The sequence below is a fragment of the Sphingopyxis granuli genome (assembly GCF_001559015.1).
GTDB lineage: Bacteria > Pseudomonadota > Alphaproteobacteria > Sphingomonadales > Sphingomonadaceae > Sphingopyxis > Sphingopyxis granuli.
On sequence record NZ_CP012199.1, the window covers coordinates 72,556 to 96,562 of the forward strand.

Consider the following 24,007-nt stretch of genomic DNA (forward strand, 5'->3'; position numbering starts at 1 on the left):
AAGACATCACGCCCCCGGCAATTTGGCCAGCTGTGCGGGTGTCAGGATAGGGGCGTTGCGATCCCTGCGCTCCGAATAGCGATCGACAAGCTGGTCGGCGTGGCCGCGCGTCAGCACGGTGAACCGCACCAGCTCCTCGGCAACATCGACAATCCGGTCATAATAGCTCGACGCCAGCATGCGGCCTGCCTCGTCGAACTCCGCATAAGCTTTGGCAACGCTCGACTGGTTGGGGATGGTGATCATCCGCATCCAGCGGCCGAGGATGCGCAGCGTGTTGACGCTGTTGAACGACTGCGATCCCGCCGAGACCTGCATCACGGCGAGAGTGCGGCCCTGCGTGGGACGCAGACCTCTATAGGCGAGCGGCAGGTGATCGATCTGCGCTTTCATTATGCCGGTGATCTGGCCGTGGCGCTCGGGGCTGCACCAGACCTGGCCATCTGACCAGAGCGAATGCTGGCGTAGTTCCTCGACCGCGGGATGATCGTCATCGGCGATGAGGTCGGGCAGTGGCAGGTCGGAAGGATCGAAGATGCGGGTCTCGCAGCCGAAAAGCTGGAGCAGACGCGCCGTTTCCTCGACAACGAGGCGCGAGTAGGAGCGCTCGCGCAGCGATCCGTACAGAAGAAGGATGCGCGGCGCGGGATCGAGCGGCCCCAGACCAAACGCCGGCTGTGCGTGGAGATATTCGGGGCTCAATGCGGGAAAATGGTCTGCGTCGGAGAGCGCGCGCAGGCGGCTGTGGGTCTGTTCTGTCATGATACTCAGACTTGTGAAGGAACGCTCGCCGGGAACCAGCGACGTCCGAGGCGGAATGCGACGCTGACGAGGAGGATGAGGACCGGCACTTCGACAAGCGGGCCGATGACCGCCGCGAAGGCGACCGGCGAGGCGAGGCCGAAGGCGGCGATCGCGACCGCGATCGCGAGCTCGAAATTATTGCCCGCGGCGGTGAAGGCGACCGCGGTCGTGCGTGGATAATCAGCCTCGATCAGCTTGCCCATCCAGAAGCTGATGAGGAACTGCACGACGAAATAGATGGTCAGCGGGATCGCGATCCGGATGACGTCGCCGGGGATGGTGACGATCTCGCCGCCCTTGAGGCTGAACATCGCGACGATGGTGAAGAGCAGTGCGACGAGGGTGATCGGCGCGATCCTCGGCAGGAAGTGCGTCTCGTACCAGTCGTTGCCCTTGGCGCTGGCGAGCCATTTGCGGGTGAGATATCCTGCCATAAACGGGATGCCGAGATAGATGAGCACCGCCTCGGCGATCGTCCAGAAGCTGACGTCGATGACGCTGCCTTCGAGGCCGAAGAGCGGCGGCAGGACCGTGAGGAAAAACCAGGCATAGACGCTGAAGAAGAGGATCTGAAAGATCGAATTGAACGCGACGAGCGCAGCGACATATTGATTGTCGCCCTTTGCGAGCTGGTTCCACACGATCACCATTGCGATGCAGCGCGCGAGACCGATCAGGATCAGGCCAGTCATATATTCAGGCTTGTCCGCGAGGAAGACGACCGCGAGCGCGAACATCAGCACCGGCCCGATGATCCAGTTCTGGATCAGCGAGATGGCTAGGACGCGCTTGTCTTCGAACACGCGCGGCAGCTCGTCATAGCGCACGCGTGCAAGCGGCGGATACATCATCAAAATGAGCCCGATGGCGATCGGGATATTCGTCGTTCCGATCGACATCGCGTCGATCGCAGCGGGGAGGTCCTTGAAAAGCGATCCCAAGAGGACGCCGAGCGCCATTGCAAGGAAGATCCAGAGTGTCAGATAGCGATCGAGGAAGGACAGGCGTTCACGCTTTGCGGCAATCATGATGATCCCCTCAGGCATGGACGCGGTTGCCGCCGGCATCGACCACCTGTTCACCGTCTTCCTTGGCGAAGGCGCCAAGCTGGCGGGCAGGGATGATGTCGAGCACCGCTTCGGACGGGCGGCAGAGCTTCACCCCGAGCGATGTGACGACGAGCGGGCGATTGATGAGGACCGGATGCGCCATCATTGCATCAATGAGTGCGCCATCGGTGAGATCGGGGTTGCCTAGGCCGAGTTCCGCATAGGGCGTGCCTTTTTCGCGGAGGAGCTCGCGCGGCGTGATACCGGCGCGCTCGATCAGCCGCTCGAGCAGGGCTCGCGACGGCGGTGTCTTCAGATATTCGACGACATGCGGTTCGATGCCGGCGTTGCGAATGAGCGCGAGCGTGTTGCGCGACGTCCCGCACTCGGGATTGTGATAGATAATGATGTCGGCGGTCATGCGCCTGTCTCCCGCTCGCCAGTCGCGCCCTCGATGCCGCCGATTTCCTTCAACCTGCGCGCCATTGCCATCTCGTCGATGCTTTCGTGCGGGAGCGCGAGGAAGAGCGAAATCCGGTTCGAGAGATAGTGCAGCGCACGTTCGAAAGCTTCGCGCTGGCCCGGGCCTTCGACCGCGGCGGGATCTTCGATCCCCCAGTGCGCGGTCATCGGCTTGCCGGGCCAGGCCGGACAGGTCTCGCCGGCGGCATTGTCGCAGACGGTGAAGATGAAATCGAGTTTGGGCGCGTCCGGGCCCGAGAATTCGTCCCAGCTTTTCGAGCGCAGACCCTCGGTCTCGAACCCGAGCTCATCGAGAAGCGCGAGCGTCTGTGCATGGACCTTGTCTTTGGGAAAGCTCCCGGCGCTATAGGCACGGAACCGCCCCTGGCCCATGCGGTTCAGCAGAGCTTCGGCTAGAATCGAGCGGGCGCTGTTGCCGGTACAAAGGAACAGCACATTATAAATCTTGTCGGTCATCGACTTCTCCCTCAAGCGCTGAATGGGCCGATCAGCAGCAGGCAAGTTCGGCGAGCAGCGGCTCACACAGTTCAGCGCGTCCTTGGCAGCAGTCTTTTGCGAGGAAGAGCATCAGGCCGCGAAGTGCGTCGATATCCGCTCGTTGGATGATCTGCCGGCCGCGCTTTTCCGGTATCACCAAGCCCGCCTTCACCAGAACCGCGAGGTGCGTCGAAAAACTACTCTGATTGAGCCCCGACGCTTCGACGAGCTGTCCCGTCGATAGCCCTTCGGGCTCATTCTGGACGATCAAGCGAAAGGCATCGAGGCGGGTGGGATGCGCCAGAGCGGCGAGGGCGGACAAGGCGGCATCAATTTGCATGCATCGGGATTATCCGATATGTTCATGTCTGTCAATTTGTATCGGGAATATGCGATGGGTCGGTTCGGCGAGGCCCACAATCGGCCTATGACGCGGATGTGGGCGGGTTGGCAACCGGTCGGGTGTCGCAATTCTACGCAGACTGATTGCCGGCTTTGGCAGGCCGCCCGGCTTCGATGGCCCGGCGATTATACCAGAAGCCAAGGATTATGATGACCAGCGCGGCGGCTTGCATGAGGATGACCTGCAGCGTCGGATAGATACCCAGGAGCGTTACTCGAGGCCAGCCGCTCACGGGCGTTACCGAGAGCATGCCTGCCTCCTGCAGCGCCGCCGTTCCCTTGCCCGCCAGTACGGCGGCGAGCACCGCCATGAGGGCAGAGCTATACGAAAAGAATTTGCCGATTGGCAGCCGCTGACTGTAGCGGAGCATCGCCCAGGCGATGACGGCCAGCAGGACAAGGCCGGTCACGAAGCCGCCGAAGACAGCCCCGCCACTGCCCTGCGATGCCAGCGCCGCATAAAACAGGATGGTCTCGAACACCTCGCGATAGACGGCCAGGAAGGCGAGCCCGAACAGGAACCAGGACGAGCGTTTCGAGAGCGCCGCGCTCAGCTTTGCGTGAATATAGCGCTGCCATTGGTCGGCCTGAGACTTTCCGTGCATCCAGATGCCGACCGACAGGAGAATGACAGCCGCGAGCAAGGATCCGAAGCCCTCGGTCAATTCGCGGCTCGCCCCGCTGACTCCGATGGCATAGGTCGCGAGCGCCCAAGTCAGGCCCCCTGCGGCAAGGGCCGCAACCCAGCCGGCATGCACATAACGCAGCGCCTCCGGGCGCTCGGCCTTTCGCAGGAAGGCGACGATCGCGATGACGACGAGGAGTGCCTCCAGGCCCTCACGCAGCAAGATCGTCAGGGCGCCGACAAAGGCCGACGTGCTGCTCGCCTGTTCGGGGGCGAGCACCTGCTCGGCATCGGTGAAGAGCGTGTCGAGCGCCGAAATCTCGTGGCGTACCTCGGCGACGGGCGCGCCCTTCTGGATGGCCGCGCGCACTGCCCCCATCGCCGTCTCGATCCGCGCCATCAGGGCGCCATCACGCGACGCGAGGAGCGGTTCCAGGGGTTCGAACCCGTCGAGATAAGCGGACAACGCAAGTTCTCCGGCTTGCTGCCTCTTCCCCGCAGCATATGCAGCGAAGCTCTGCTCGAGCCGTTCCCGCGCCAGCGCCAGCGACCCAGCCCCCGACCCCGTGACGGCCTGCGGATTAGCCCTGAGATAGGCCATCACGGCGTCGGCCTCCGGTTGTCCGATCTTCGCACCGAGCGCCGCCGGCGTCATTGCCGTCAGCGTAGGCATGTCAGGCACCAGGCGGCGCACACCAGCGTCGGATTGCCAGATCCGCTCGCCCTGCGTCGTATCACGGAAAGCGAAGCGGCCGCTGTAGAAGGCGAGGGCCCAGCGATCGGCGGCAGGAAGGTCGGCGAAACTTTGCATTGCCGTGCCGTCGAGGCCTTGCTCGATCACTTGGTAAAGCCCGAAGACGCTGCGTTCGCGAGCGCGCGCAGCATCGGAAAAGGCGATCGGCGGTGGATCGAGCCTGGCTGCATCGGGGCCGCGGCCATCGCCCGACATGCCGTGGCACGATGCGCAATTCTGCCCATAGAGAGTAGCGCCCCTCGCAAGATCTGGGCTGCGCGCCGGCGCAAGTGGCACCGGATAGGCGTTGAGCAACGCCGCTGCGACCGAACGGGCCTGCCGTGCGACTTCTCGTGGGCTTTCCTTGGCGACAACGGCTGCCTTCAGCCGCTTCGCGTCAGCCACCAATTGCGCACGTGCGCCTTTGGGTGGCAGCGCTGCAATATTCGCGGCGGCCGAATCGGTGAACTCGAGCATTTCGGCATATTCTGCCTGGCTGATGACCCGGCCGTCATGTACCGCACCGCCATAGTCCACCGCGACATAATCGAGCAGGCGCCAGGTAGTCTGCACCGACGTCGTGTCGGCGCGTGCCACGGCCGGAAGCAGCACCAGCATGGCAAGCAAGATTGCCGCAGCGCGCCGAAGCGTGGAATATGCCCTCATTTTGCTATGCCTGCGAAGGGCGCAGCTCGGCGCGTGCATTGCGCACGATCTCCGTGGCCGAATGCAGGAAGAGAAGGGCGATGACGCCCGCCACCAGAAGATCGGGCCAGGCGCTGCCCGTCCAGCCGACCAATATGGCCGCGACGATGACGGCGATATTCGCGATCGCATCGTTTCGGCTGAACAGCCAGATGGCCCGCACATTGGCATCGCCGTCCCGAAATCGCGAGAGAACCAGCGCCGCGGTCACGTTCACGGCCAAGGCGACTATGCCGATGACGCCCATGAGTTCGGCTTCGGGTGGCTCGGCATTTAAGGCCCGCGCCACGGCAAAGGCAATCACTCCCAGCCCGAGCGCACCGAGGAACAGTCCCTGGGTTAGCGCGATCCGTGCACGGCTTGCAGCAGACCATCCCAGCGCCAGTAATCCCACCAAAGTGATCGAACCGTCGCCGATGAAGTCGAGCGAATCCGCTTTGAGGGCCTGACTGTTGGCGATGAAGCCGCCGATGATTTCGCACACACCGAAACCGAGGTTGAGTATCACCACGATCCAGAGCGCCCGTCGATAGGCGGGATCACGCTCGGCACGCACGGTATCGCCCGTACAGCCACAGTTACTGTCGTTGCTTTCGCTCATCGCATTGTCCTACATTCTCCAGTAGCTGTAGAAGCAAGGCATTTCTGAGGTGCATATGGGCCGTGAGGTAGGACTTCCCATCGGAGCGCTGGCGAGCCGGACGGGTACGAAGGTCAATACAATCCGCTTCTACGAGGACATCGGGCTTCTACCACCGGCGGCGCGCACCGCCTCCGGACGTCGCAGCTATGGTCCCGAGGATGTCAGGCGCCTGGCGTTTATCCGGAGTGCGAGGGGGCTGGGATTTTCGATCGACGAAATTCGTTCACTGAAAGCCCTCGCGGCAGGACCCGAGCAGGACTGCGCCGAGGTTCGCGCTCTGGCGGCGCGACATTTGCTCGACGTCGACGAGCGTCTGGAACGCATGGTGCGCCTTCGCGCAGAACTCGCCCGGATCGTCCAGCTCTGTGAGGGCGGCCGCATAGCCGATTGCCGGGTGATTGAGGCGATCGAGGCGACGCTGCCGTCCGCGGTCTAGCGGTGGTTTCCTCGCACTCATCATTCGGTCTTCACCTTGTTATTTCTCAAATTCAGGGGTCGTCGCTTGCGGCGCCGCGAGTCTCCTTTCGGGCATCGCGCAGAATTTCGATGCCGCCCTTGATGGCAATCAGCGCAGTGGCGAACCCGACGAGCAAGTCGGGCCAGTTCGTGCCGAGCCACCAGACGAGGACGCCGGCGATCAGGATGCCGCCGTTCGAAACGAAGTCGTTGAAGCTGAAGGTCGTTGCCGCACGAAGGTTGACGTCGGGATTCTGAATGCGCTGAAGCAGCTTCAGGCAGGCATAGTTCACCACCGCCGCGACCGCCGACATGATCATCATCGTAGCGCCGATCGGTTCGCTACCCTGAAAGTAGCGCCGCCCGACATCGAACAGGACGCCGGCCGCGAAGATCAATAGCATAACGCCCGACGCTGTAGCCGCGCGGGTCTTCCATTTGATGCCATGGCTTAGTGCGACAAGGCTCAGGGCATAGACCGCCGCGTCCGATAAATTGTCGAGGCCATTCGCGATGAGGGCGCTCGAATCTCCCAGCGCGCCGGTTATGAGAAAGGCGATGGCGATCGCCGCGTTCAGGAAAAGAACGATCTGGAGGGTCTGCTTTTCGCGGTCGGTGCTGCCTGTCTTGTCTATCATTTCACACTCCTCATACCAAGCATCCCTAAAAGGAGGCGGAACCCCTCAGGGTTCCGCCCCTGTTCGCGGCCGGCCGCTTGCGCCCAAGCGCTGCAGCAAACCGTGAGGGCCTGGCTTCAGGTCGCAAGGCCGGGCTCACGCCGCGGCCCGGCGACTTCCTCTTCTTCGATCTTCGCGCTGCGACTGTGGACCATGAGGTACAGCGCGGGCAGGACGAGCAGCGTCAGGATCGTCGATGAGATGATCCCGCCGATGACCACGGTCGCCAGCGGCCGTTGCACCTCGGATCCTGCCCCGACATTGAGCGCCATCGGTACGAAGCCGAGCGACGCAACCAGCGCGGTCATCATCACCGGCCTGAGGCGGGTCAGCGCGCCCTCGCGGATTGCATCGACGAGCGCCTTTCCGCGTTCGCGAAGATCCTTGATGAAGGATAGCATCACCACGCCGTTGAGCACCGCGACCCCGGAGAGTGCGATGAACCCGACGCCCGCCGAGATGGAGAGCGGAATGTCGCGAAGCGCCAGCGCCGCGACCCCTCCCGTCAGCGCCAGCGGCACGCCCGAGAAGACGATGGCCGCATCGCGAACCGACCCGAACAGCATGAACAAGAGGCCGAAGATCAGCAGCAGAACGAGCGGCACCACGATCTGGAGGCGCTCGGTCGCCGACTGGAGCTGCTCGAACGTCCCGCCATATTCTATATAATAACCGTCGGGCAGCACGACATCGGCTTCGACCTTCTGGGTCAGTTCGTCGATGAACGAGCCGAGATCGCGACCACGGACATTCGCCGTGATCACCGCGCGGCGTTTGCCATTCTCGCGGCTGATCTGGTTCGGCCCCGCCGCGAGCGATATCTCCGCAAGCTCCGAAAGCGGCACGAAGCCGCCGGCCGGAAGCGCAACGGGGAGATTGCCGAGCGACGCGAGGTCGGTGCGAATGGCCTCGGGAAGCCGGACGACGACGTCGAAACGCCGGTCGCCCTCGAAGAGCTCGCCCGCCTGCCGCCCGCCAGTCGCGGTCGAAACCGCATCCTGGACCGTCTCCATGCTCACGCCATAGCGCGCAAGCTTGTCGCGATCGGGCGTGACCGAAAGCATCGGCAGGCCGGTGACCTGTTCGAGCTTCACGTCCTGCGCGCCCGCGATCCCGCCGGCCACCTCCTCGATCGCCCGCCCCGATTCGAGCAGTTGATCGAGATCGTCGCCGAACAGCTTGATCGCGACGTCGGCGCGAACGCCGGCGATCAGTTCATTCATCCGCATCTTCACCGGCTGGGTGAACTCGTAATTGTTCCCCGGCACTTCGTTTACCGCCTTGTTGAGCTCGGCGACGAGCTGGTCGCGCGGCTTTCTGGGCTCGGGCCACTCCTTCCGATCCTTGAGCATGATGAAATTGTCGGCGACCGACGGTGGCATCGGATCGGTCGCGACCTCGGGCGTGCCGATCTTCGCGAACACCCGCTCGACTTCGGGGAACTGCCTGATCCTCTTCTCCAGCGCCTCCTGCATCGCGATCGACTGGGTCAGGCTCGTTCCCGGAATGCGCATCGCGTGCATCGCGATATCGCCTTCGTCGAGGTCCGGGATGAACTCGGACCCGAGACTCGTCGCCGCCACGCCGCTGAGCGCGACGAGCAGCAGCGCACCCGAAAGCGCCGCCTTCGGCCAATTCAGGACGCGGTCGAGCATCGGACGATAGCCCTTGCCGAGACCGCGCATCAGCCAATTCTCCTTCTCCTCGACCTTGCCGGTAACGAAGAGCGCCACCGCGGCCGGAACCAGGGTGAGCGACAGGAGAAGAGCAGCGGTCAGCGCGAGGACGACCGTGATCGCCATCGGGTGGAAGGTCTTTCCTTCGACGCCTTCGAGCGCGAAGATCGGCAGATAGACCGCGGTGATGATGATGATGCCGAAGATGCTCGGCTTGATCACTTCGGCGCTCGCCGAGGCAACGAGGCCGAAGCGTTCGTCGCGATCGAGCAGCCGTCCGAGCCTGTGCTGTGCCTCGCCAAGCCTGCGAAGACAATTTTCGACGATGATGACGGCCCCGTCGACGATGAGGCCGAAGTCGAGCGCGCCGAGGCTCATGAGGTTCACCGATGTCCGCGTCTGGAGCATGCCCGTCAGCGTCATCAGCATGGCAACGGGAATAACCGCCGCCGTGATCAGCGCCGCCCGGAAATTGCCGAGCAGCAGGAAGAGGATCACGATGACGAGCAGCGCGCCCTCGGCGAGATTCTTCTGCACCGTCGAAATCGTCCGTTCGACGAGCGCGGTGCGATCATAGAGCGGCTTCGCGACAACACCCTTCGGCAAAGCACGCGACGCTTCGACGAGGCGTTCGGCCGAGGCCTGCGCCACCACGCGCGGATTTTGTCCGATCAGCATCGAGACCGTTGCGAGGACGACCTCCTTGCCATTCTCAGTCGCCGCGCCCGTGCGAAGGCCCGAACCGATCGCGACATCGGCGACGTCGGCGATCCGGATCGGAACGCCGCCGCGGGTGGCGACGATGATCTGCGACAGGTCGCGCTCATTGTTCGCCTGCCCCGGCACCCGGATCAATATCTGTTCGCCGCTGCGCTCGACATAGCCGGCGCCGCGATTTGCATTATTGGCCTCCAGCGCGGTGACGACATCGTTGAGCGAGAGATTGAGCGAAGCGAGCGAGGCCGGATAGGGGGTCACATGATATTGGCGGGCATAGCCGCCGATCGTGTTGATCTCGGCGACCCCCGGGATCGTGCGCATCTGCGGCCGGATGACCCAGTCGGACATCGTTCGGAGGTCTTCCGCCGTGTAGGGCGCGCCATCCGGCTTTCGTGCGCCCGGTTCGGCTTCGATCGAGAACATGAAGATCTCGCCGAGGCCGGTGGAAATCGGCCCCATTTCGGGCGCCATACCGGGCGGCAGCTGCCCCTTTGCGGCCTGGAGCCGCTCGTTGACCTGCTGGCGCGCGAAATAGATGTCGGTCCCGTCCTCGAAAACGACCGTGACCTGACTCAGGCCGTAGCGCGAGATCGACCTGGTATAGTTGAGGTTGGGGATGCCCGCGATCGCGGTCTCAATCGGGTAGGTGATCCGCTGCTCGGCTTCGAGCGGCGAATAGCCTTCAGCCTTGGTATTGATCTGGACCTGGACGTTGGTGATGTCGGGAACGGCGTCGATGGGCAATTTGGTCGCGCTCCACGCGCCGATCGCGCACAGGAGCGCGACGACCGCGAGGACGAGCCATCGTTGCCGGATCGAAAAGCCTATGGTTCTGGCTAGCATATTATCCTGCTCCCCGATCAATGGTCGTGGCCCGCGCCGGACTTTTCGATGTCGGCGCGAACGAGGAAACTGCCCTTGGTGACATAGGCGGTGCCGGGCTTGATGCCCGACAGGACCTCGGTCCATTCGGGCGACGAACGGCCGAGTTTCAGCATGCGGACCTCATAGTCCTGCCCGAAATTGGCATAGACCACCTTGAAGTCGCGGAAGGGCTGGATCGCCTCGGTACGCACGGCCAGCGGCACGGTGACGGGGTTGACCATCACGCGGCCGCGCAAGGCCATGCCGGGGCGCAGCGTTCCCGAGCGGTTGGGGATGGTCGCGCGGATGAGCGCAGTGCCCGCCTCGACATTGCCGTCGGGCAGGAACTGCTCGAGTGGCGCGGTCGCGATCTCGGCGCCGTCCTGCGTCTCGACCGTCACCCGCATGCCCGGACGGATAATCGCGAGGTCACGGGGGAAGATGTTGAAGACGACCGTCGTCTGCGCGGGATCGGTGATGACGTAGAGCGCCCGCCCGTCGGTGACATCGCCGGGGTTGGCGTTGCGCTCGGCAACGACCCCGCCGACCGTCGCATGCACCGGATAGACCTGGAGGCTTTCGCTCGATTCAATGCGTGCGAGAAGTTCGCCGCGGCGAACCGTGTCGCCCACCGCCTTTGTGACCGAGACGACGCGGCCGGGGAATTGACCGCGAATTTCGGAACGGGCCGTTGGCGACAATTGGACAGTGCCATAGAGTTCGCGCCTCTCGCCGACCGTCGCCGGTCCGACGACGGCGGTCTCGATGCCGCCGGCCTTGGCGGCGTCGGCCGCGATCCGCGTGCGGCCCTCAGGGTTGGCATATTTCCAGACGTGGCGTTTGCCGCCAGTCACCGCGACGACTTCGACATCGAAGCTGTGCGGTTCGGTAACGACGCCTTGCCCTGCCAGGAACTTGCCCTGCGGGCGGAAGGTGAAGCGATCGACGTCGCCGCCAAGCCGCGTGAGCGTGATCGCGAGCTGGACTTCCTTGGGATCGACCGGCTTCCCGTCCCGGGTCGCAAAAACTCGGAACTGCGGCTCGGTGCCATTCTCGAAAATCGTGATTTCGACAGCGAAATCGCCATTTTTGAGCAATTTGCCGCCATTCGGGCCCTCGGCGTCTTCTTCGCCTTCGCCCTCGGCGTGGCTCTCACCTTCTGCATGTTTGTCTTCGCCTTCGGCTCCGCCGCCGCAGGCAGCGAGCGGGACGGCAAGGAACAGCGCCGCTGCAGCGGCGGGAAATGGAAACTTCTTCATGGAATATTCTCCGCAAGGGGAGCCGCATCGAAGCGGCCGGTCAGGCGATCGATTTCCGCGAGCAAATCGCGGTAGCGCGTCATGGCCTCGGCCCACTGACCCTGGATCTGGATGATGACGTCGGCGGCATCCTGCACATCGGCGAACAGGAAGCCGCCGCGGGCATAGCCTTCGCGCACCTGACCGAGCGTCTTCACCGCCTTGGGATAGACGTCGTTCATGATGCCCTCGGCCCGCACCCGTGCGGCGTCGGCATCGGCGCGCAGCGACGCGAGGCGCCGCAGTCGTTCGAGGCGGCTCGCCTCGGACTGGAATTCGAGCTGCCGCCGTTCGGCCTGCGCCCGGGCGATATTGCCCTGGTTGCGGTCGAAGCGTCCGAGCGGGATCGAGATTCCGCCGAGAACGGCGACATCATTGGTCTCGCGAAGGAAGCGAGTGCCGCCCGACACCGTATAGTCCTGGTGCGCGCGGCTTTGCTCGACGACAACCTGTGCCCGGGCGCGATTGACGGCGGCGTCGAACACCGCGGCATCGGCTTCGGCCAGCGGCGGATCGCGCGGATCGGGCTTCTCGATACCCTCGGCGATAACGAGGCTGTCGGGAGCGCCGCCCCAGAAGGATACGAGCAATGCTCTTGCGGACTGCCGTTTGGCTTGGGCTTCCTTCAGTGCCAGCTCGGCTTCGAGAATGCGGGCATCGGCGCGGGTCTCGACGAAGAGCGGATCCTTGTAGCCGCGCATGCGCCGGATCGCTTCGGTGCGCATCTCCTTTTCGAGTTTGACGCGATCCTCTGCGATCCAGACCATCTGCTCGGCGATCTGGACGTCGATATAGGCGCGCTGCACTTCCTGGGCGATATCGAGCCGGACGAGCCGCCACTGCGCCTCGGCGAGAACGACCCCGCGTTCGGCAAGCGCCATCCGCGCCTCCCGCTTTCCGCCGCGTTCGAGCGGCTGCGAATAGGTGACGGTGAGTTCCGATTGCCGGAACAGGCCGTAGCCGCCCGTCCCGACTCCATTTTCCATGTCGACCGACACGGTCGGATTGGGTCGGACGCGAGCTTGCAGTTGGCCGGCGCGCGCGGCGTCGACCCCCGCTTCGCCGGCTCTAAGCTCTGGCGATGCAGCGATGGCCCGCTCGACCGCCTGGTCGAGCGTTAGCGGCTGGGCCCACACGGACCCCGCCAGCAGCGCAGCCCCGGCCAACAGGGCGGCGCGCATATGGATATGCATAAATGATCACTCCTGAACGGTTCGACTGAGCGCAGGCCGGGAAGGGCCGCGCGGCAGGCGTCGTTCAGGCGAGGGGAGGGTTCAGGGGAGGCGCGAGGGCGCGCGAAGCGAGGCGCATCGCGGGCAGCGCGAAGTGCAGGCCGCCGGAAAAAAAGGGCAGATCGTCATGACCCGAAAGGGCCTGATCGGATGCGACCGGGCAATTATGGTGACTGCCGTGGAGGTCGGCGTCCTGCTGACCTTTTTGCGTGTCCTTGTCCGACGCATGGCCCGGCTCGACATGGTGCGAAAGATGCGAATCCGTCGCATGGTGCGTCATGCCCGCCATCGCCGGCGCAGCATTGTGAAGCCCGCTGAGCAGCAGGATGAACACAAGCAACAGGCGAAGGGGAGCGGCGGCCATGGTCGCGCCCCTAACAGCGAATGGCTTGTTCCGGAAGTCCAAAACCGGATCAGCCCTTTCAGGCGTCGCGTTCGGCCGCCGACCGGGCCGCCTCGATCAGTACCGCCAGGCCCTCCGGCATCGGCATCGGATCGAAGGCGCTCACTCGCGCGCGGCCGTTGTTACCGGCCGGGAGCCGGCCGGTCAGCGAGCCTAGCGGCACGAGCAGGAACCGCACTACCTGACCGGCGGCTTCGCGGCTATCGCCGAGTTCGATCGCATAGCGGAACATGTGCCAGTGCGAGGCCAGATGCGCGCCCATATAGGGCTGGCTCAATATATGTTCCCATTCCAGCGCCCGCCACGCGGCGGCTTCATCGCCGGTTCGGCTTGATTCGCGGAAAAGGCGATATTGGTCGCGCAGGAGCGGCGCGACGATGGTCCGGGTCAGCGGCTTGGCAGTCGACGTGATCATGCTGGGTCCCCCTTTTTGTCCAGGGCAGGCTTTTGCACCCTGTAGTAGATACAGGGTCAAGCTCTCATGTTGCCGCTCGGCGCCTCGATGCGCGATTTCCGATTTACCGCCCTGTCCAAGACGAATCCCTCCGCCCCGGCACAGCCCGGTACAAAGGAGGACAGAAGCAATAGCGTAAGTCCGGAAATAAGATTGCAAGACAATCGTAGAACTATTGTGCTTAACGCCCGATTGTTCGACGGATATCCTGTTCTTATAGAGGTCCTAATAAGTATTTCTAGGACGGATAAATGGCTCGATTGCCATCATGAGATAACATTACAGCACTCGTTCGGGGGTTAGAAGAGTGCCGCCGAAGTTGATTGAAAATCTTCTACTTTTCACCGCGCTATTTCGATGCTAGGGGCCGGTTCCAATGCGACGGATAATCCTCCTCTTGCTGACCTTTCTCCTTGCATCCGGAACGGTTGCGGGATCGCTCGCGCATGCGACCGAGGATCGGGCCGAGGCGAGCCTTTTTGTCGCGGCGATCGAAGCCGGCTGCGTGAGTGCGCCGGCTACCGAAAGCGCCGAGTCCGACAAGAAAAATTCCTCGTCCGGCGAAAAGCAGCAGGTGCCTGCCGCCGCTCATGGTTGCCATGGCCACCATTCGGGCGTCCCGGCGGAAACGCTTTCGGCAGCGACCGAAACCCCTGCCGCTGAAGCGCATGCGCGCATTCTGACGGCCGCCTTGCCGCCCGTCGCCTATATCGGGACCTTTCGCCCTCCAATCGCCTGACGCTCTAGGTCTGCGCGTGCCCTTCGCGTGCGCTTCTCCCTGGAAACGTCAGGAGTCTCTTTTTCATGAAATCCATAGTTGTCGCCGCGAGTCTCGTGGCGCTCGTTGCAGGCGCAAATTCCGCGCCCGCCGCTGCCCAGTCGGCAGCGACGGAGCAGGTGGGACCGCCTTCTTCGGCAGGCCAGGCCGTGCGTGCCGGCCCGCTTCCCGCTCGATTGTCCCTCGCGCAGGCGATGGAGGAGGCCGACGCGCGCTCGCCGCGCGTGGTTGCCGCCGAAGCCGAAGTGGAGGCTGCTCGCGGTCGCCAGCGTCAGGCGGGCTATCGCTTCAACCCCATCCTTAACGTCGACGTCGAGAATTTCGCGGGCACCGGCCCCTATTCGGGACTAAACGGCCTCGAATCGACGGTGTCGGTCAATCAGCGTCTTGACATCGGCGGCCGGCGCCGTGCGCGCATGACGCTAGCAGATGCCGAGTTCCTCGCCGCGCAATATAGGCTCGAGATTGTCCGAGCCGATCTCGCGCTCGAGGTTCGCAACCAGTTCGCGACGGCACTCGCAGCCCGCGACAGTCTGGCGCTCGCGCGCGAGAATGAAGCGCGCGCCCGCGAACTCGTCCGCGTCGCACAGGCGATGGTCGATACGGGTAACGAGCCGCCGCTGCGTGCCTTCCGTGCCAATGCGGCGCTGGTCCAGGCCACCGCCGAACTGCGCACCGCCGAGGCCGAGGAACGGACAGCGCGCCGTTCGCTGGCAGCGCTCCTCGGCAGCTCGGTTGCGCCGGCCGAACTGGTCGAAGGCGACCTGTGGGTGATGCCCGCATCGGTGGACTCGCTGGCCACGCTCGACGTGCGGCTTGCCGAAACCGACCGCCTCATCGCCGAAGCTCGCCTCCGAGGGCAGCGCGCCGACGGTCGCCTCGACCCGTCTGTTGGCTTCGGAGTGCGGCAACTTCGCGACACGGGCGATCGTGCCCTCATTGCGAATGTCTCGGTGCCGCTGCCGATCTTCGATCGCAATCGCGGCAACATCTCGGCGGCCAAGTCCGACGTCGCTGCCGCCATCGCGCGGCGGGAAAATGCGGTCGTCAACGCCGAGGCAGAGATTGCCAATGCGCAGGCCGAACTCGAAGCCGCCGAGGCCCGCCTCGCGGCGCTCGAGGGCAGCGGGATCGAGCAGGCGCGCGAAGGCGTCCGGCTCGCCGAGCTCAGCTACCGCGCCGGCAAATCGACGCTGGTCGAACTGATCGACGCGCAGCAAGCCTATGCCGCGACGCAGGCGGAGCTGATTGCGGCCCGGCAGGCCCGCGCCGAAGCGCGTGCGATCCTCTCGCGTCAGGCCGCGGCCGAGGGCGACGCGGATCACCAGCCATGAGCGTGCCGGTCCCAGCAATCAGCGGGGCCGTCCGCCCCGCCATCCTTCTCAATCAACAGGGGTGCGCCGCCGGTCGGCGCGCGAACCGCATCAACAGCGGAGACAGAATATGATCACCAAGGACAAGCGCCTCCTCGGCACCGTCGCGGGCGCAATGGCTCTCGCGGCCGTCACCGGTTTCGGTGTCGCACGTTGCACCGCCGATCCGGCGCCGGCTCCGGCGGCTGAAGGCGGTGCGGAAGCGGCGAGCGAAGCTCTTCCCAACAACCTCGTCATCAGCCCCGAAGCGATCAAGTCTGCCGACATCGGCGTCGAAACGATCGCATCGGGCGGCCTCGGCTCCGAAATCATCTCGCAGGCGACCGTCACTGCGGCACCGAGCGGCGAGGCTATCGTGACCGCGCGGGCCGGCGGTGCCGTCACCCGGCTTTTCAAGCGGCTCGGTGATCCGGTCCGCGCCGGAGAGACGATCGCCATCGTCCAGAGCCGTGACGCTGCACAGATAGCGGCCGAGCGGGTCGCAGCCGATGCGCGCTCGACGCTGGCGCAGAAGAACCTCCACCGCGAGAAGACGCTGCTCGATCAGAAAGTGTCCGCTCGCGTCGATTATGAGCGAGCGCAGGCCGAGGCGGCGGCTGCCGCGGCGGAAGCGCAGCGCGCCCGCGCCGCTGCGAGCGCGGCGCAGGTCACGCGCGATGGCAGCAGTGTCATAGTGGCAAGTCCGATCTCGGGGCGGATTACGGCCGAGAACGCCAGCCTTGGCGCCTTTGTCCAGCCTGAAACCGAACTGTTCCGCGTTGCCGATCCCAGCAAGGTGCAGATCGAGGCCGCGGTTGGTCCGGCCGATGCACAGCGGCTCTCGCCCGGAGATCGTGCGATCATCGAACTTCCCGACGGCCGGACGATCGATGCCCGCGTGCGGGCTGTGACTCCTGGCCTGTCCGGCGACACGCGCTCGGCAACCGCCGTGCTCGACGTGCCCGGCGCCTTGCAGCCGGGCCTTGCGGTCCGGGTACGTCTGCTTCCGAGCCGCGGCGCCGAAACCGGTGGCCCCGCCCGAATCGTGATCACTGACGAAGCCCTCCAGACGCTCGAAGGCCGCGACGTGGTGTTCATTCGCACGAAAGAAGGCTTCCGTGCGCAGCAGGTCACCGTCGGCCAGCGCAGCGCGGGCCGCGTCGAAATCCTCTCCGGGCTGAAGCCCGGACAGATGGTCGCGACCGAGAACGCCTTCCTGCTCAAGGCCGAACTCGGCAAGGGCGCGGGCGAGGAGGAATAGACCATGATCGCGAAACTGATGGCGCTATCCGTCCGCGCGCGCTGGGCGGTACTCTTTCTCTTCCTCGTGATCGCGGGACTCGGCGTATGGCAGCTCACCAAGCTGCCGATCGACGCGGTTCCCGACATCACCAACAAGCAGGTGCAGATCAATACGATCGATCCGCGTCTTTCGCCGGTCGAAATCGAGAAGCTCGTAACCTACCCGATCGAAATCTCACTCGCCGGCATTCCGGGGCTCGAGACGACGCGTTCGATCTCGCGCAACGGATTCAGCCAGGTGACGGCGATCTTTACCGATGAAACCGACCTCTATTTCGCGCGCCAGCAGGTGGGCGAACGGCTTCTCCAGGCGGGCGAGAACCTTCCCGACGGGGCTCAGCCGCAGATTGGCCCCGTGACAACGGGGCTGGGCGAGGTCGTCATGTATACCGTCGGCTACAAATATCCTGACGGGAAGGGCGCCAAGAAAGTCGCCGGCCAACCCGGCTGGCAACCCGACGGCAGCTATCTGACCCCCGAGGGCGATATCCTCACCGACGAGATTGCCAAATCGGGCTATCTTCGCACGGTTCAGGACTGGATCGTGAGCCCGCAGCTCAAGTCGGTCGGCGGCGTCGCCGGCGTCGATTCGATCGGCGGCTATGCCAAGACCTTCGTGGTCGAGCCCGATCCGACGCGGCTCACCAGCTACGGCATTTCCTACAGCGAGCTCGGCGAAGCACTCGAACGCGCCAATCTCGCGGTCGGGGCCAACTATTATAACCGGGCGGGCGAGGCCTATCTCGTGCGCGTCGATGCGCGCGTCCGTTCGGTCGATGAAATCCGCAACGCCGTCGTCGCGACGCGCGGCGGCGTGCCCGTCACGGTCGGACAGCTCGCCAATGTGAAAATCGGCGGCGACCTCAGAACCGGTGCGGGCAGCATGAACGGCAAAGAGGCGGTGATCGGCACCGTGCTGATGCTGATCGGCCAGAACAGCCGGACTGTCGCCGAAGACGTCTCGGCTAAGATTGCGCAGGTGTCTAAAACCCTGCCGCCCGGCGTCGAAGTGAAGGTGGTGCTCGACCGCGCTAAGCTGGTCAATGCAACGGTCGGCACGGTCGAAAAGAACCTCACCGAAGGCGCGGTGCTCGTGGCGGCCGCGCTCTTCTTCCTGCTCGGCAACTGGCGCGCGGCGATCATCGCGGTGCTGGTCATTCCCTTCTCCTTCCTGATGATGGCGATGGGCATGAACGCGTTCCGCGTGCCCGGTAACCTGATGAGTCTCGGCGCGCTCGACTTCGGTCTGATCGTCGACGGCGCGGTTATCATCATCGAAAACTGCCTCGCCAGATTGGCGCACCGGCAAGAGCATGAAGGGCGTTTGCTCAATCTTCGCGAACGTCTCGAGGAGACGATGCGCGCCAGCCAGGAGATGATCAAACCGACCGTCTTTGGGCAGGCGATAATCCTGCTCGCCTTCGCGCCGCTGCTGATGTTCACGGGCGTCGAGGGCAAGACCTTCTCGCCGATGGCCATCACCATCATGCTCGCGCTCGTTGCCGCCTTCATTCTCGCTATCACGCTGGTTCCGGCGCTTGTCGCGCTGATGATCCGCGGCAAGGTTGCCGAGAAGGAAGTCTGGGCAATCCGCAACTTGAAGGAGCGCTATCTGCCGCTGCTCGACAAGGCGATTGCCAAGCCCTGGCCTTTCATCGCCGGCGGCTTTGCTTTCTTCCTCCTCGCCATCCCGGCGTTCGGCCTGCTTGGCTCGGAATTCATTCCGCAGCTCGATGAGAAGAATATGGCGCTCGCCTCGACGCGCGTGCCGTCGGTCAGCCTCGAACAGTCGCTTGCGATGCAGCGCAACGTCGAGACAGCCATCTCTAAATTGCCCGAGGTCGAGCTGATGTTCTCGAAGACCGGTACAGCCGAGGTCGCGACTGATCCGATGCCGCCGAACATCTCGGACGGTTTCATCATTCTGAAACCGCAAGACCAATGGCCCGTCGGGGTCGATTCCAAGGCCGACGTCGTCGAGCGCATCGAGAAGGCCGCTGGCGGCCAGCTCGGTCAGCTCTACGAGGTCAGTCAGCCGATCGAGCTTCGCTTCAACGAACTGATTGCGGGTGTCCGCGGCGACGTCGCGATCAAGCTCTATGGCGACGACCTCGACAAGATGTCGCTCGCCGCGAACGAGATGGTGAAGGTGCTCCAGGGCATTCCGGGAGCGGGCAGCGTCAAGGCCGACCAGGTCGGCGGGGCTCCGATGCTCGACGTAACGCTCGATCGCAACGCGATTGCGAGGTACGGCCTGTCGGTCCAGGAAGTCGCCGACACCGTGTCGGCAGCGCTCGGCGGGCGCGAATCGGGCCTGCTCTATGAGGGCGACCGGCGCTTCGACATCACCGTGCGCGTTCCAGACGCAACGCGCGTGAATCTCGACGATATTCGCGCGCTTCCTGTCCTCCTTCCTTCGGAAGGCGGCAATCGCGGGCAGATACCGCTCGCGCAAGTGGCGCAGATCCGGCTGACCGAAGGACTCAACCAGATCAGCCGCGAGAATGGCAAGCGGCGCGTCGTCGTGCAGGTGAACCTCGAAGGCCGCGATGCGGGGTCCTTCGTGACGGAAGCGCAGGCGAAGATTGCCAATGTGAAGCTCCCGGCGGGCTATTATCTCGAATGGGGCGGGCAGTTCGAAAGCCTGCAGGCTGCATCGAAGCGGCTTTCCATCGTGGTTCCGCTCTGCTTCGCGGGCATTTTCATCCTGCTCTACATGGCGCTCGGCACCTTCGGACGCGCGACCGCCGTGTTCCTCGCGGTGCCGCTGGGCCTCGCGGGCGGGGTGTTCACCCTCGCGCTTACCGGGATCAACTTTTCGGTGTCTGCGGCGGTGGGCTTCATCTGCCTTGCCGGCGTCGCGGTGCTCAACGGTCTCGTCGTCATGACGGCGATCCGCGAGCGGCTCGAGAATGATGTCCCGCTCACGGAGGCAATCCGCGAGGGTATGACCGAGAAGATGCGTGCGGTGATCATGACCGGTTTCGTGCCCGCGATCGGCTTCGTGCCGATGGCGATCGCGACCGGAACCGGCGCCGAAGTGCAGAAGCCGCTCGCGACTACCGTCATCGGCGGCCTCATCGCGGCGACCATCCTGACGCTTCTCGTCCTGCCCGCGATCGCCAAGGTCGTACTCGGAGCCGACTGGCAGCCGAAGTTCCTCAAGCGGAAAGCGGAGCCGGCCACCCAGCCGGCTACGGAATAGGGAGATAATGTCATGACAAAAGCATCCAAGCTCTTGCGCATCTACACTGACGAATCCGCATTCTTCGGCGACCGGCGAGCCTTCGAATTCATCGCGGAACTTGCGCGGCAGCAGAAGCTCGCGGGCGTAACTGTCCTTGAGGCGGTGCTCGGCTTCGGTCGCTCGGCGCATCTCCATCGCCGCCACGCGCTGGAGAATGACCGGGCGGTCGTGATCGAGATCATCGACGAAGAGCAGCGGCTCCGCGATTTCGCGGCGCAACTGGGGGAGATACCCGATATCGGGCTCATCACCCTCGAAGCGGTAGATATCCTCGGCGGCAAATCCGCTGCGGAGCCTCCCGATGTTCAGAGCTGACCGGCAACTTGCCGGTTTCCACCGCGGCGCAGGCCCCCGGCCTGCGTCGCGGACCAGCTTGCGCGAGCGAGGAGGTCTCCGATGTTCTCGGTAGGCACCTCGCTCCGCTTGCCAGTTCCGATCGGTCGCGTCTGGCGTCTTCTCGTCGATATCGACCGATATGGCGACTGGCACCCGACGCTGCGGTTCACCGACCGCTCGGGCGACGACGAGCGACTGGGCTATGTCTATTCACCGCGCGGCAAGCGGGGTCCGGAATTTGCCTCCGAGGGGCGCATCACCGCTCTCGACTGGCTGACCGGTTTCTCGTGGCGGACAGGTACGCGCGGGCTGCTCGTCATTGAGGAAAGCTACCGGCTCGAAAAGCTTGGGCAGGGGGTGGAGGTTACGCATCGTATCGAATGCGCGGGTCTCTTTTCGTGGCTCGGATACCCCGTTCTTCGACGGGTTTGCAGCGTTTTTCTCAAGCGCTCTAACACGGCGCTTGAACAGCAACTCCGTCGCACGACGGTTCAGTCCCGATACGCCCGGCCTCGCGGGCGGCGCGCTTGAGGGACAATGAGATCTTGGCCGCCGGGAGCCCTTGGCTCCTTGCCCCCGCCACCCGGTCGAGGGTCACTGGCGGTCAAGGAGGTGCGGGAGTGGGTCGCGTCCCACCAAGACTCCCGCACCTCATCCTTCCGGGAGGGCCGGACATTGCCTGACCCTCCCGGATCAGATGGAAAAAAGGATTGCATCATGAGTGATCAGCTGCGGCTCGATATTCCGCTTCTTCTCCCCGAGGTCGCCGATACTGCCGACCGCTGCGTCGCGCGCCTTACGAGTGAGCTCGAAGGACGCGAGGGGGTCGACAAGGTCCATGTGATCCGCACCAGCGACGGCTCGCCACCGCAGCTCTGCATTCATTATCGGCCGGATATCCTTCCGCTCGAACGGGTGCGGCAGCTGGCGCGTAGCGCCGGCGCCGAGCTCACCGGCCAATATCAGCATCTCTTCTGGGACGATCTCGAAGGCGTCGGCCACACGCGGCGCGCGCGGACGGTCGGGCTTCGGCTTCGCGAAATTCCGGGCGTCATCGAGGCCGAAGTCGGCGCGGCGGGGACGCTGCGCGCCGAGTTCCAGCGCTCGGAGACCTCCATCGAAACGATTAGAATGGTGCTTTCGGATATGGGCGTTACCCGGAAATCGGCTGCCGTCGCCGCGGCTGTCCCGGCACAAGCCGGCCACGAGCATGGTGATGATGGCCATGATCATGGCCCTGATCATGCCCACGGGTCCGACCACAAGCATGGCCACAAAGGCTCCGACGACCATGATCATGGTCACGATCATGGGGGCATATTTGGCGAGCGCACCGAGTTGATTTTCGCTCTGCTCTGCGGTCTCGTTCTTGGCATCGGTTTCACCATCGAGAAGTTCGACGTCGCTCGCGAATGGGTAAGTTTCAGCTTCTATCTTGCCGCTTATGGCTTCGGCGGTTGGTTCACCGTCCGCGAAGCGATCGAGAATCTGAAGCTCAAGCGCTTCGAGATCGACACGCTGATGCTCGTTGCCGCGGCGGGCGCGGCGGCCCTGGGTGCTTGGGCGGAAGGCGCGTTGCTGCTCTTCCTCTTCAGTCTTGGCCATGCACTCGAGCATTATGCCATGGGCCGGGCAAAACGTGCGATCGAGGCGCTGGCGGAGCTCGCGCCGCAGACCGCGATCTTGAAGAGCGCCGATGGTAGCACCCGCGAAGTGTCGGTCGAACTCCTGCAGATCGGCGATACGGTCGTGGTCAAGCCCAACGAGCGGCTCCCGGCCGACGGCTTCGTGACCGTTGGCCGCACCGCGGTCAATCAGGCTCCCGTCACAGGCGAAAGCGTGCCGGTCGACAAGGAGCCGGTCGCGGACCGGGCCTTGGCGGCGGCCAAACCCGATGGCTTGGATGCAAAATACCGCGTGTTTGCAGGCACGATCAATGGTCATGGCGCGATCGAGATCGCGGTCACGCGCCTCGCCGCCGATACCACGCTCGCGAAAGTTGTAAAAATGGTGAGCGAGGCGGAGACGCAGAAATCGCCGACCCAGCGCTTCACCGACAAGTTCGAGCGCATCTTCGTGCCGAGCGTGCTCGCGCTCGTGTTCGTCCTGCTCTTCGCCTGGGTCGTCGTCGACGAGTCTTTCCGCGACAGCTTCTACCGCGCCATGGCGGTCCTCGTCGCGGCAAGCCCCTGCGCGCTCGCGATTGCGACGCCGAGCGCCGTCCTGTCGGGCGTCGCGCGCGCCGCGCGGGGTGGCGTGCTCGTCAAGGGGGGCGGTCCGCTCGAGAATCTCGGCTCGCTGACCGCGCTCGCCTTCGACAAGACGGGCACGCTCACCGAGGGCAAGCCGCGCATCACCGATGTCGTGCCCTCCACTGCTGTGCCCAAGGAAGAGTTGCTCCGCATCGCGGTCGCGGTCGAGCGGCTCAGCGACCATCCGCTTGCCGCCGCGATCGTGCGCGATGGCGAGGCCATGCTGACCTCGGCGCGCGTGCCGGTTGCGGACGATCTCAACAGCCTCACGGGGCGCGGCGTCACCGCCAAGGTCGAGGGCGAAACCGTCCTGATCGGCAAAGCCGAGATGTTCGGCGCCGACGGCATCGCGCCGATCGGCGACGAAGTGGCGACGGCGATTGCCGGCCTCCGCGAGCAGGGACGCACGACGATGGTGGTCCGTATGGGCGACCGCGACCTGGGTGCGATCGGCTTGATGGACACGCCGCGCGAGGCGGCGCGCACGGCGATCGCCAAGCTCCGCGAGCTCGGTATCGGACGGATGATCATGATCTCGGGCGATCATCAGAAAGTAGCGGAATCGATCGCGGCCGAAGTCGGGATCGACGAGGCGTGGGGCGACCTGATGCCCGATCAGAAGGTCGACGCCATACGCGATCTCAAGGCCGAGCAGCCGGTCGCGATGGTGGGCGACGGGGTCAATGACGCGCCCGCGATGGCGATCGCAACCGTCGGCATAGCCATGGGCGCCGCGGGGTCGGACGTCGCCCTAGAAACCGCCGATGTCGCGCTCATGGCCGACGATCTTGCCCATCTGCCCTTCGCCATCGGGCTCAGCCGGCAGACGCGGCGGATCATCCGCCAGAATCTCGTGGTGAGCCTCGGCGTCGTCGTCGTGCTCGTGCCGGCAACCATCCTCGGGCTGGGCATCGGCCCCGCGGTGGCCGCGCATGAGGGCTCGACATTGGTCGTGGTCGCCAACGCGCTGCGGCTGCTCGCCTATCGCGACCGCAGCGCGGCCTGAGAGGCCGGCGCGGCGGCGAGGCGAGACCGGAAA

At 64.5% G+C, this 24,007-nt stretch carries 21 protein-coding genes; 7 read left to right on the forward strand and 14 right to left on the reverse strand.

The window, feature by feature from the left end:
- Positions 1–6 precede the first annotated feature (6 nt).
- The 7 genes from arsH to SGRAN_RS00425 form a co-directional block, all read right to left on the reverse strand.
- The gene (arsH, locus tag SGRAN_RS00395) at positions 7–762 is read right to left on the reverse strand and encodes an arsenical resistance protein ArsH (protein WP_058818133.1); all 756 of its coding nucleotides are present in this window, start codon (positions 760–762) and stop codon (positions 7–9) included.
- A 5-nt stretch (positions 763–767) separates the two neighbouring features.
- Positions 768–1,832, reverse strand: a complete 1,065-nt coding sequence (gene arsB / locus SGRAN_RS00400) for an ACR3 family arsenite efflux transporter (protein WP_058818204.1) — start codon at positions 1,830–1,832, stop codon at positions 768–770.
- Positions 1,833–1,842: 10 nt separating this feature from the next.
- Entirely contained in the window at positions 1,843–2,274 is a 432-nt protein-coding gene (gene arsC / locus SGRAN_RS00405; protein WP_058818132.1) for an arsenate reductase (glutaredoxin), read from the reverse strand.
- A complete protein-coding gene (locus SGRAN_RS00410; protein ID WP_067179729.1) occupies positions 2,271–2,792 on the reverse strand; it encodes an arsenate reductase ArsC in 522 nt (173 codons plus the stop codon). Before SGRAN_RS00410 ends, arsC begins: the two co-directional genes overlap by 4 nt.
- 31 nt (positions 2,793–2,823) lie before the next feature.
- Positions 2,824–3,153 (reverse strand): ArsR/SmtB family transcription factor, encoded by a 330-nt coding sequence (locus SGRAN_RS00415; protein ID WP_058818130.1) that lies wholly within the window; start codon positions 3,151–3,153, stop codon positions 2,824–2,826.
- 133 nt (positions 3,154–3,286) lie between these two features.
- Positions 3,287–5,239, reverse strand: a complete 1,953-nt coding sequence (locus SGRAN_RS00420) for a cytochrome c/FTR1 family iron permease (protein ID WP_058818129.1) — start codon at positions 5,237–5,239, stop codon at positions 3,287–3,289.
- A gap of 4 nt (positions 5,240–5,243) precedes the next feature.
- On the reverse strand, positions 5,244–5,879 hold the full coding sequence (locus SGRAN_RS00425) for a cation diffusion facilitator family transporter (protein ID WP_058818128.1): 636 nt from the start codon (positions 5,877–5,879) through the stop codon (positions 5,244–5,246).
- A gap of 55 nt (positions 5,880–5,934) precedes the next feature.
- Between SGRAN_RS00425 and SGRAN_RS00430 the strand changes: the two genes are divergently transcribed.
- The gene (locus SGRAN_RS00430) at positions 5,935–6,357 is read left to right on the forward strand and encodes a MerR family transcriptional regulator (protein WP_058818127.1); all 423 of its coding nucleotides are present in this window, start codon (positions 5,935–5,937) and stop codon (positions 6,355–6,357) included.
- A 52-nt stretch (positions 6,358–6,409) separates the two neighbouring features.
- Here SGRAN_RS00430 and SGRAN_RS00435 read toward each other — a convergent pair whose 3' ends face one another.
- From SGRAN_RS00435 to SGRAN_RS22040, 7 genes are all read right to left on the reverse strand, one after another.
- Entirely contained in the window at positions 6,410–7,015 is a 606-nt protein-coding gene (locus tag SGRAN_RS00435; RefSeq protein WP_058818126.1) for a cation transporter, read from the reverse strand.
- 116 nt (positions 7,016–7,131) lie between these two features.
- Positions 7,132–10,293, reverse strand: coding sequence for an efflux RND transporter permease subunit (locus tag SGRAN_RS00440; protein WP_067179732.1), 3,162 nt, complete (start codon positions 10,291–10,293; stop codon positions 7,132–7,134).
- Positions 10,294–10,310: 17 nt separating this feature from the next.
- On the reverse strand, positions 10,311–11,573 hold the full coding sequence (locus SGRAN_RS00445; RefSeq protein ID WP_067179735.1) for an efflux RND transporter periplasmic adaptor subunit: 1,263 nt from the start codon (positions 11,571–11,573) through the stop codon (positions 10,311–10,313).
- Entirely contained in the window at positions 11,570–12,805 is a 1,236-nt protein-coding gene (locus SGRAN_RS00450; protein ID WP_067179737.1) for a TolC family protein, read from the reverse strand. The genes SGRAN_RS00445 and SGRAN_RS00450 overlap by 4 nt, the downstream gene beginning before the upstream one ends.
- A gap of 64 nt (positions 12,806–12,869) precedes the next feature.
- A complete protein-coding gene (locus SGRAN_RS00455) occupies positions 12,870–13,208 on the reverse strand; it encodes a hypothetical protein (RefSeq protein WP_067179740.1) in 339 nt (112 codons plus the stop codon).
- A 58-nt stretch (positions 13,209–13,266) separates the two neighbouring features.
- Positions 13,267–13,662, reverse strand: coding sequence for a DUF3703 domain-containing protein (locus SGRAN_RS00460; protein ID WP_067179743.1), 396 nt, complete (start codon positions 13,660–13,662; stop codon positions 13,267–13,269).
- 388 nt (positions 13,663–14,050) lie between these two features.
- Complete coding sequence (locus SGRAN_RS22040) at positions 14,051–14,311, reverse strand: hypothetical protein (protein ID WP_148650763.1); 261 nt, start codon at positions 14,309–14,311, stop codon at positions 14,051–14,053.
- Positions 14,312–14,505: 194 nt separating this feature from the next.
- On the opposite strand from SGRAN_RS22040, the gene SGRAN_RS00470 reads away from it, so the two are divergent.
- The 6 genes from SGRAN_RS00470 to SGRAN_RS00495 all read left to right on the forward strand — a co-directional run bounded on the left by SGRAN_RS00470 (position 14,506) and on the right by SGRAN_RS00495 (position 23,974).
- Complete coding sequence (locus SGRAN_RS00470) at positions 14,506–15,813, forward strand: TolC family protein (protein ID WP_148650764.1); 1,308 nt, start codon at positions 14,506–14,508, stop codon at positions 15,811–15,813.
- Between the two features lie 109 nt (positions 15,814–15,922).
- Positions 15,923–17,092 carry an efflux RND transporter periplasmic adaptor subunit gene (locus SGRAN_RS00475; protein WP_067179751.1) on the forward strand — a complete coding sequence of 390 codons (1,170 nt, stop codon included), beginning with the start codon at positions 15,923–15,925 and terminating at the stop codon, positions 17,090–17,092.
- Between the two features lie 3 nt (positions 17,093–17,095).
- A complete protein-coding gene (locus SGRAN_RS00480) occupies positions 17,096–20,338 on the forward strand; it encodes an efflux RND transporter permease subunit (RefSeq protein WP_148650765.1) in 3,243 nt (1,080 codons plus the stop codon).
- A gap of 12 nt (positions 20,339–20,350) precedes the next feature.
- Positions 20,351–20,695, forward strand: coding sequence for a DUF190 domain-containing protein (locus SGRAN_RS00485; RefSeq protein ID WP_067179753.1), 345 nt, complete (start codon positions 20,351–20,353; stop codon positions 20,693–20,695).
- A gap of 81 nt (positions 20,696–20,776) precedes the next feature.
- On the forward strand, positions 20,777–21,247 hold the full coding sequence (locus SGRAN_RS00490; protein WP_067179755.1) for an SRPBCC family protein: 471 nt from the start codon (positions 20,777–20,779) through the stop codon (positions 21,245–21,247).
- A gap of 186 nt (positions 21,248–21,433) precedes the next feature.
- On the forward strand, positions 21,434–23,974 hold the full coding sequence (locus SGRAN_RS00495) for a heavy metal translocating P-type ATPase (RefSeq protein ID WP_067179758.1): 2,541 nt from the start codon (positions 21,434–21,436) through the stop codon (positions 23,972–23,974).
- The last annotated feature ends 33 nt before the right edge of the window (positions 23,975–24,007 follow it).

Coding starts and splice junctions, on each gene's coding strand:
- SGRAN_RS00420 (WP_058818129.1), bottom strand. CDS start 5,239: ATGAGGGCATATTCCACGCTTCGGCGCGCTGCGGCAATCTTGCTTGCC.
- arsH (WP_058818133.1), bottom strand. CDS start 762: ATGACAGAACAGACCCACAGCCGCCTGCGCGCGCTCTCCGACGCAGAC.
- SGRAN_RS00415 (WP_058818130.1), bottom strand. CDS start 3,153: ATGCAAATTGATGCCGCCTTGTCCGCCCTCGCCGCTCTGGCGCATCCC.
- SGRAN_RS00455 (WP_067179740.1), bottom strand. CDS start 13,208: ATGGCCGCCGCTCCCCTTCGCCTGTTGCTTGTGTTCATCCTGCTGCTC.
- SGRAN_RS00410 (WP_067179729.1), bottom strand. CDS start 2,792: ATGACCGACAAGATTTATAATGTGCTGTTCCTTTGTACCGGCAACAGC.
- arsC (WP_058818132.1), bottom strand. CDS start 2,274: ATGACCGCCGACATCATTATCTATCACAATCCCGAGTGCGGGACGTCG.
- SGRAN_RS00460 (WP_067179743.1), bottom strand. CDS start 13,662: ATGATCACGTCGACTGCCAAGCCGCTGACCCGGACCATCGTCGCGCCG.
- SGRAN_RS00445 (WP_067179735.1), bottom strand. CDS start 11,573: ATGAAGAAGTTTCCATTTCCCGCCGCTGCAGCGGCGCTGTTCCTTGCC.
- arsB (WP_058818204.1), bottom strand. CDS start 1,832: ATGATTGCCGCAAAGCGTGAACGCCTGTCCTTCCTCGATCGCTATCTG.
- SGRAN_RS00480 (WP_148650765.1), top strand. CDS start 17,096: ATGATCGCGAAACTGATGGCGCTATCCGTCCGCGCGCGCTGGGCGGTA.
- SGRAN_RS00495 (WP_067179758.1), top strand. CDS start 21,434: ATGAGTGATCAGCTGCGGCTCGATATTCCGCTTCTTCTCCCCGAGGTC.
- SGRAN_RS22040 (WP_148650763.1), bottom strand. CDS start 14,311: ATGGTGGCCATGGCAACCATGAGCGGCGGCAGGCACCTGCTGCTTTTC.
- SGRAN_RS00435 (WP_058818126.1), bottom strand. CDS start 7,015: ATGATAGACAAGACAGGCAGCACCGACCGCGAAAAGCAGACCCTCCAG.
- SGRAN_RS00440 (WP_067179732.1), bottom strand. CDS start 10,293: ATGCTAGCCAGAACCATAGGCTTTTCGATCCGGCAACGATGGCTCGTC.
- SGRAN_RS00430 (WP_058818127.1), top strand. CDS start 5,935: ATGGGCCGTGAGGTAGGACTTCCCATCGGAGCGCTGGCGAGCCGGACG.
- SGRAN_RS00450 (WP_067179737.1), bottom strand. CDS start 12,805: ATGCATATCCATATGCGCGCCGCCCTGTTGGCCGGGGCTGCGCTGCTG.
- SGRAN_RS00470 (WP_148650764.1), top strand. CDS start 14,506: ATGAAATCCATAGTTGTCGCCGCGAGTCTCGTGGCGCTCGTTGCAGGC.
- SGRAN_RS00490 (WP_067179755.1), top strand. CDS start 20,777: ATGTTCTCGGTAGGCACCTCGCTCCGCTTGCCAGTTCCGATCGGTCGC.
- SGRAN_RS00475 (WP_067179751.1), top strand. CDS start 15,923: ATGATCACCAAGGACAAGCGCCTCCTCGGCACCGTCGCGGGCGCAATG.
- SGRAN_RS00485 (WP_067179753.1), top strand. CDS start 20,351: ATGACAAAAGCATCCAAGCTCTTGCGCATCTACACTGACGAATCCGCA.
- SGRAN_RS00425 (WP_058818128.1), bottom strand. CDS start 5,879: ATGAGCGAAAGCAACGACAGTAACTGTGGCTGTACGGGCGATACCGTG.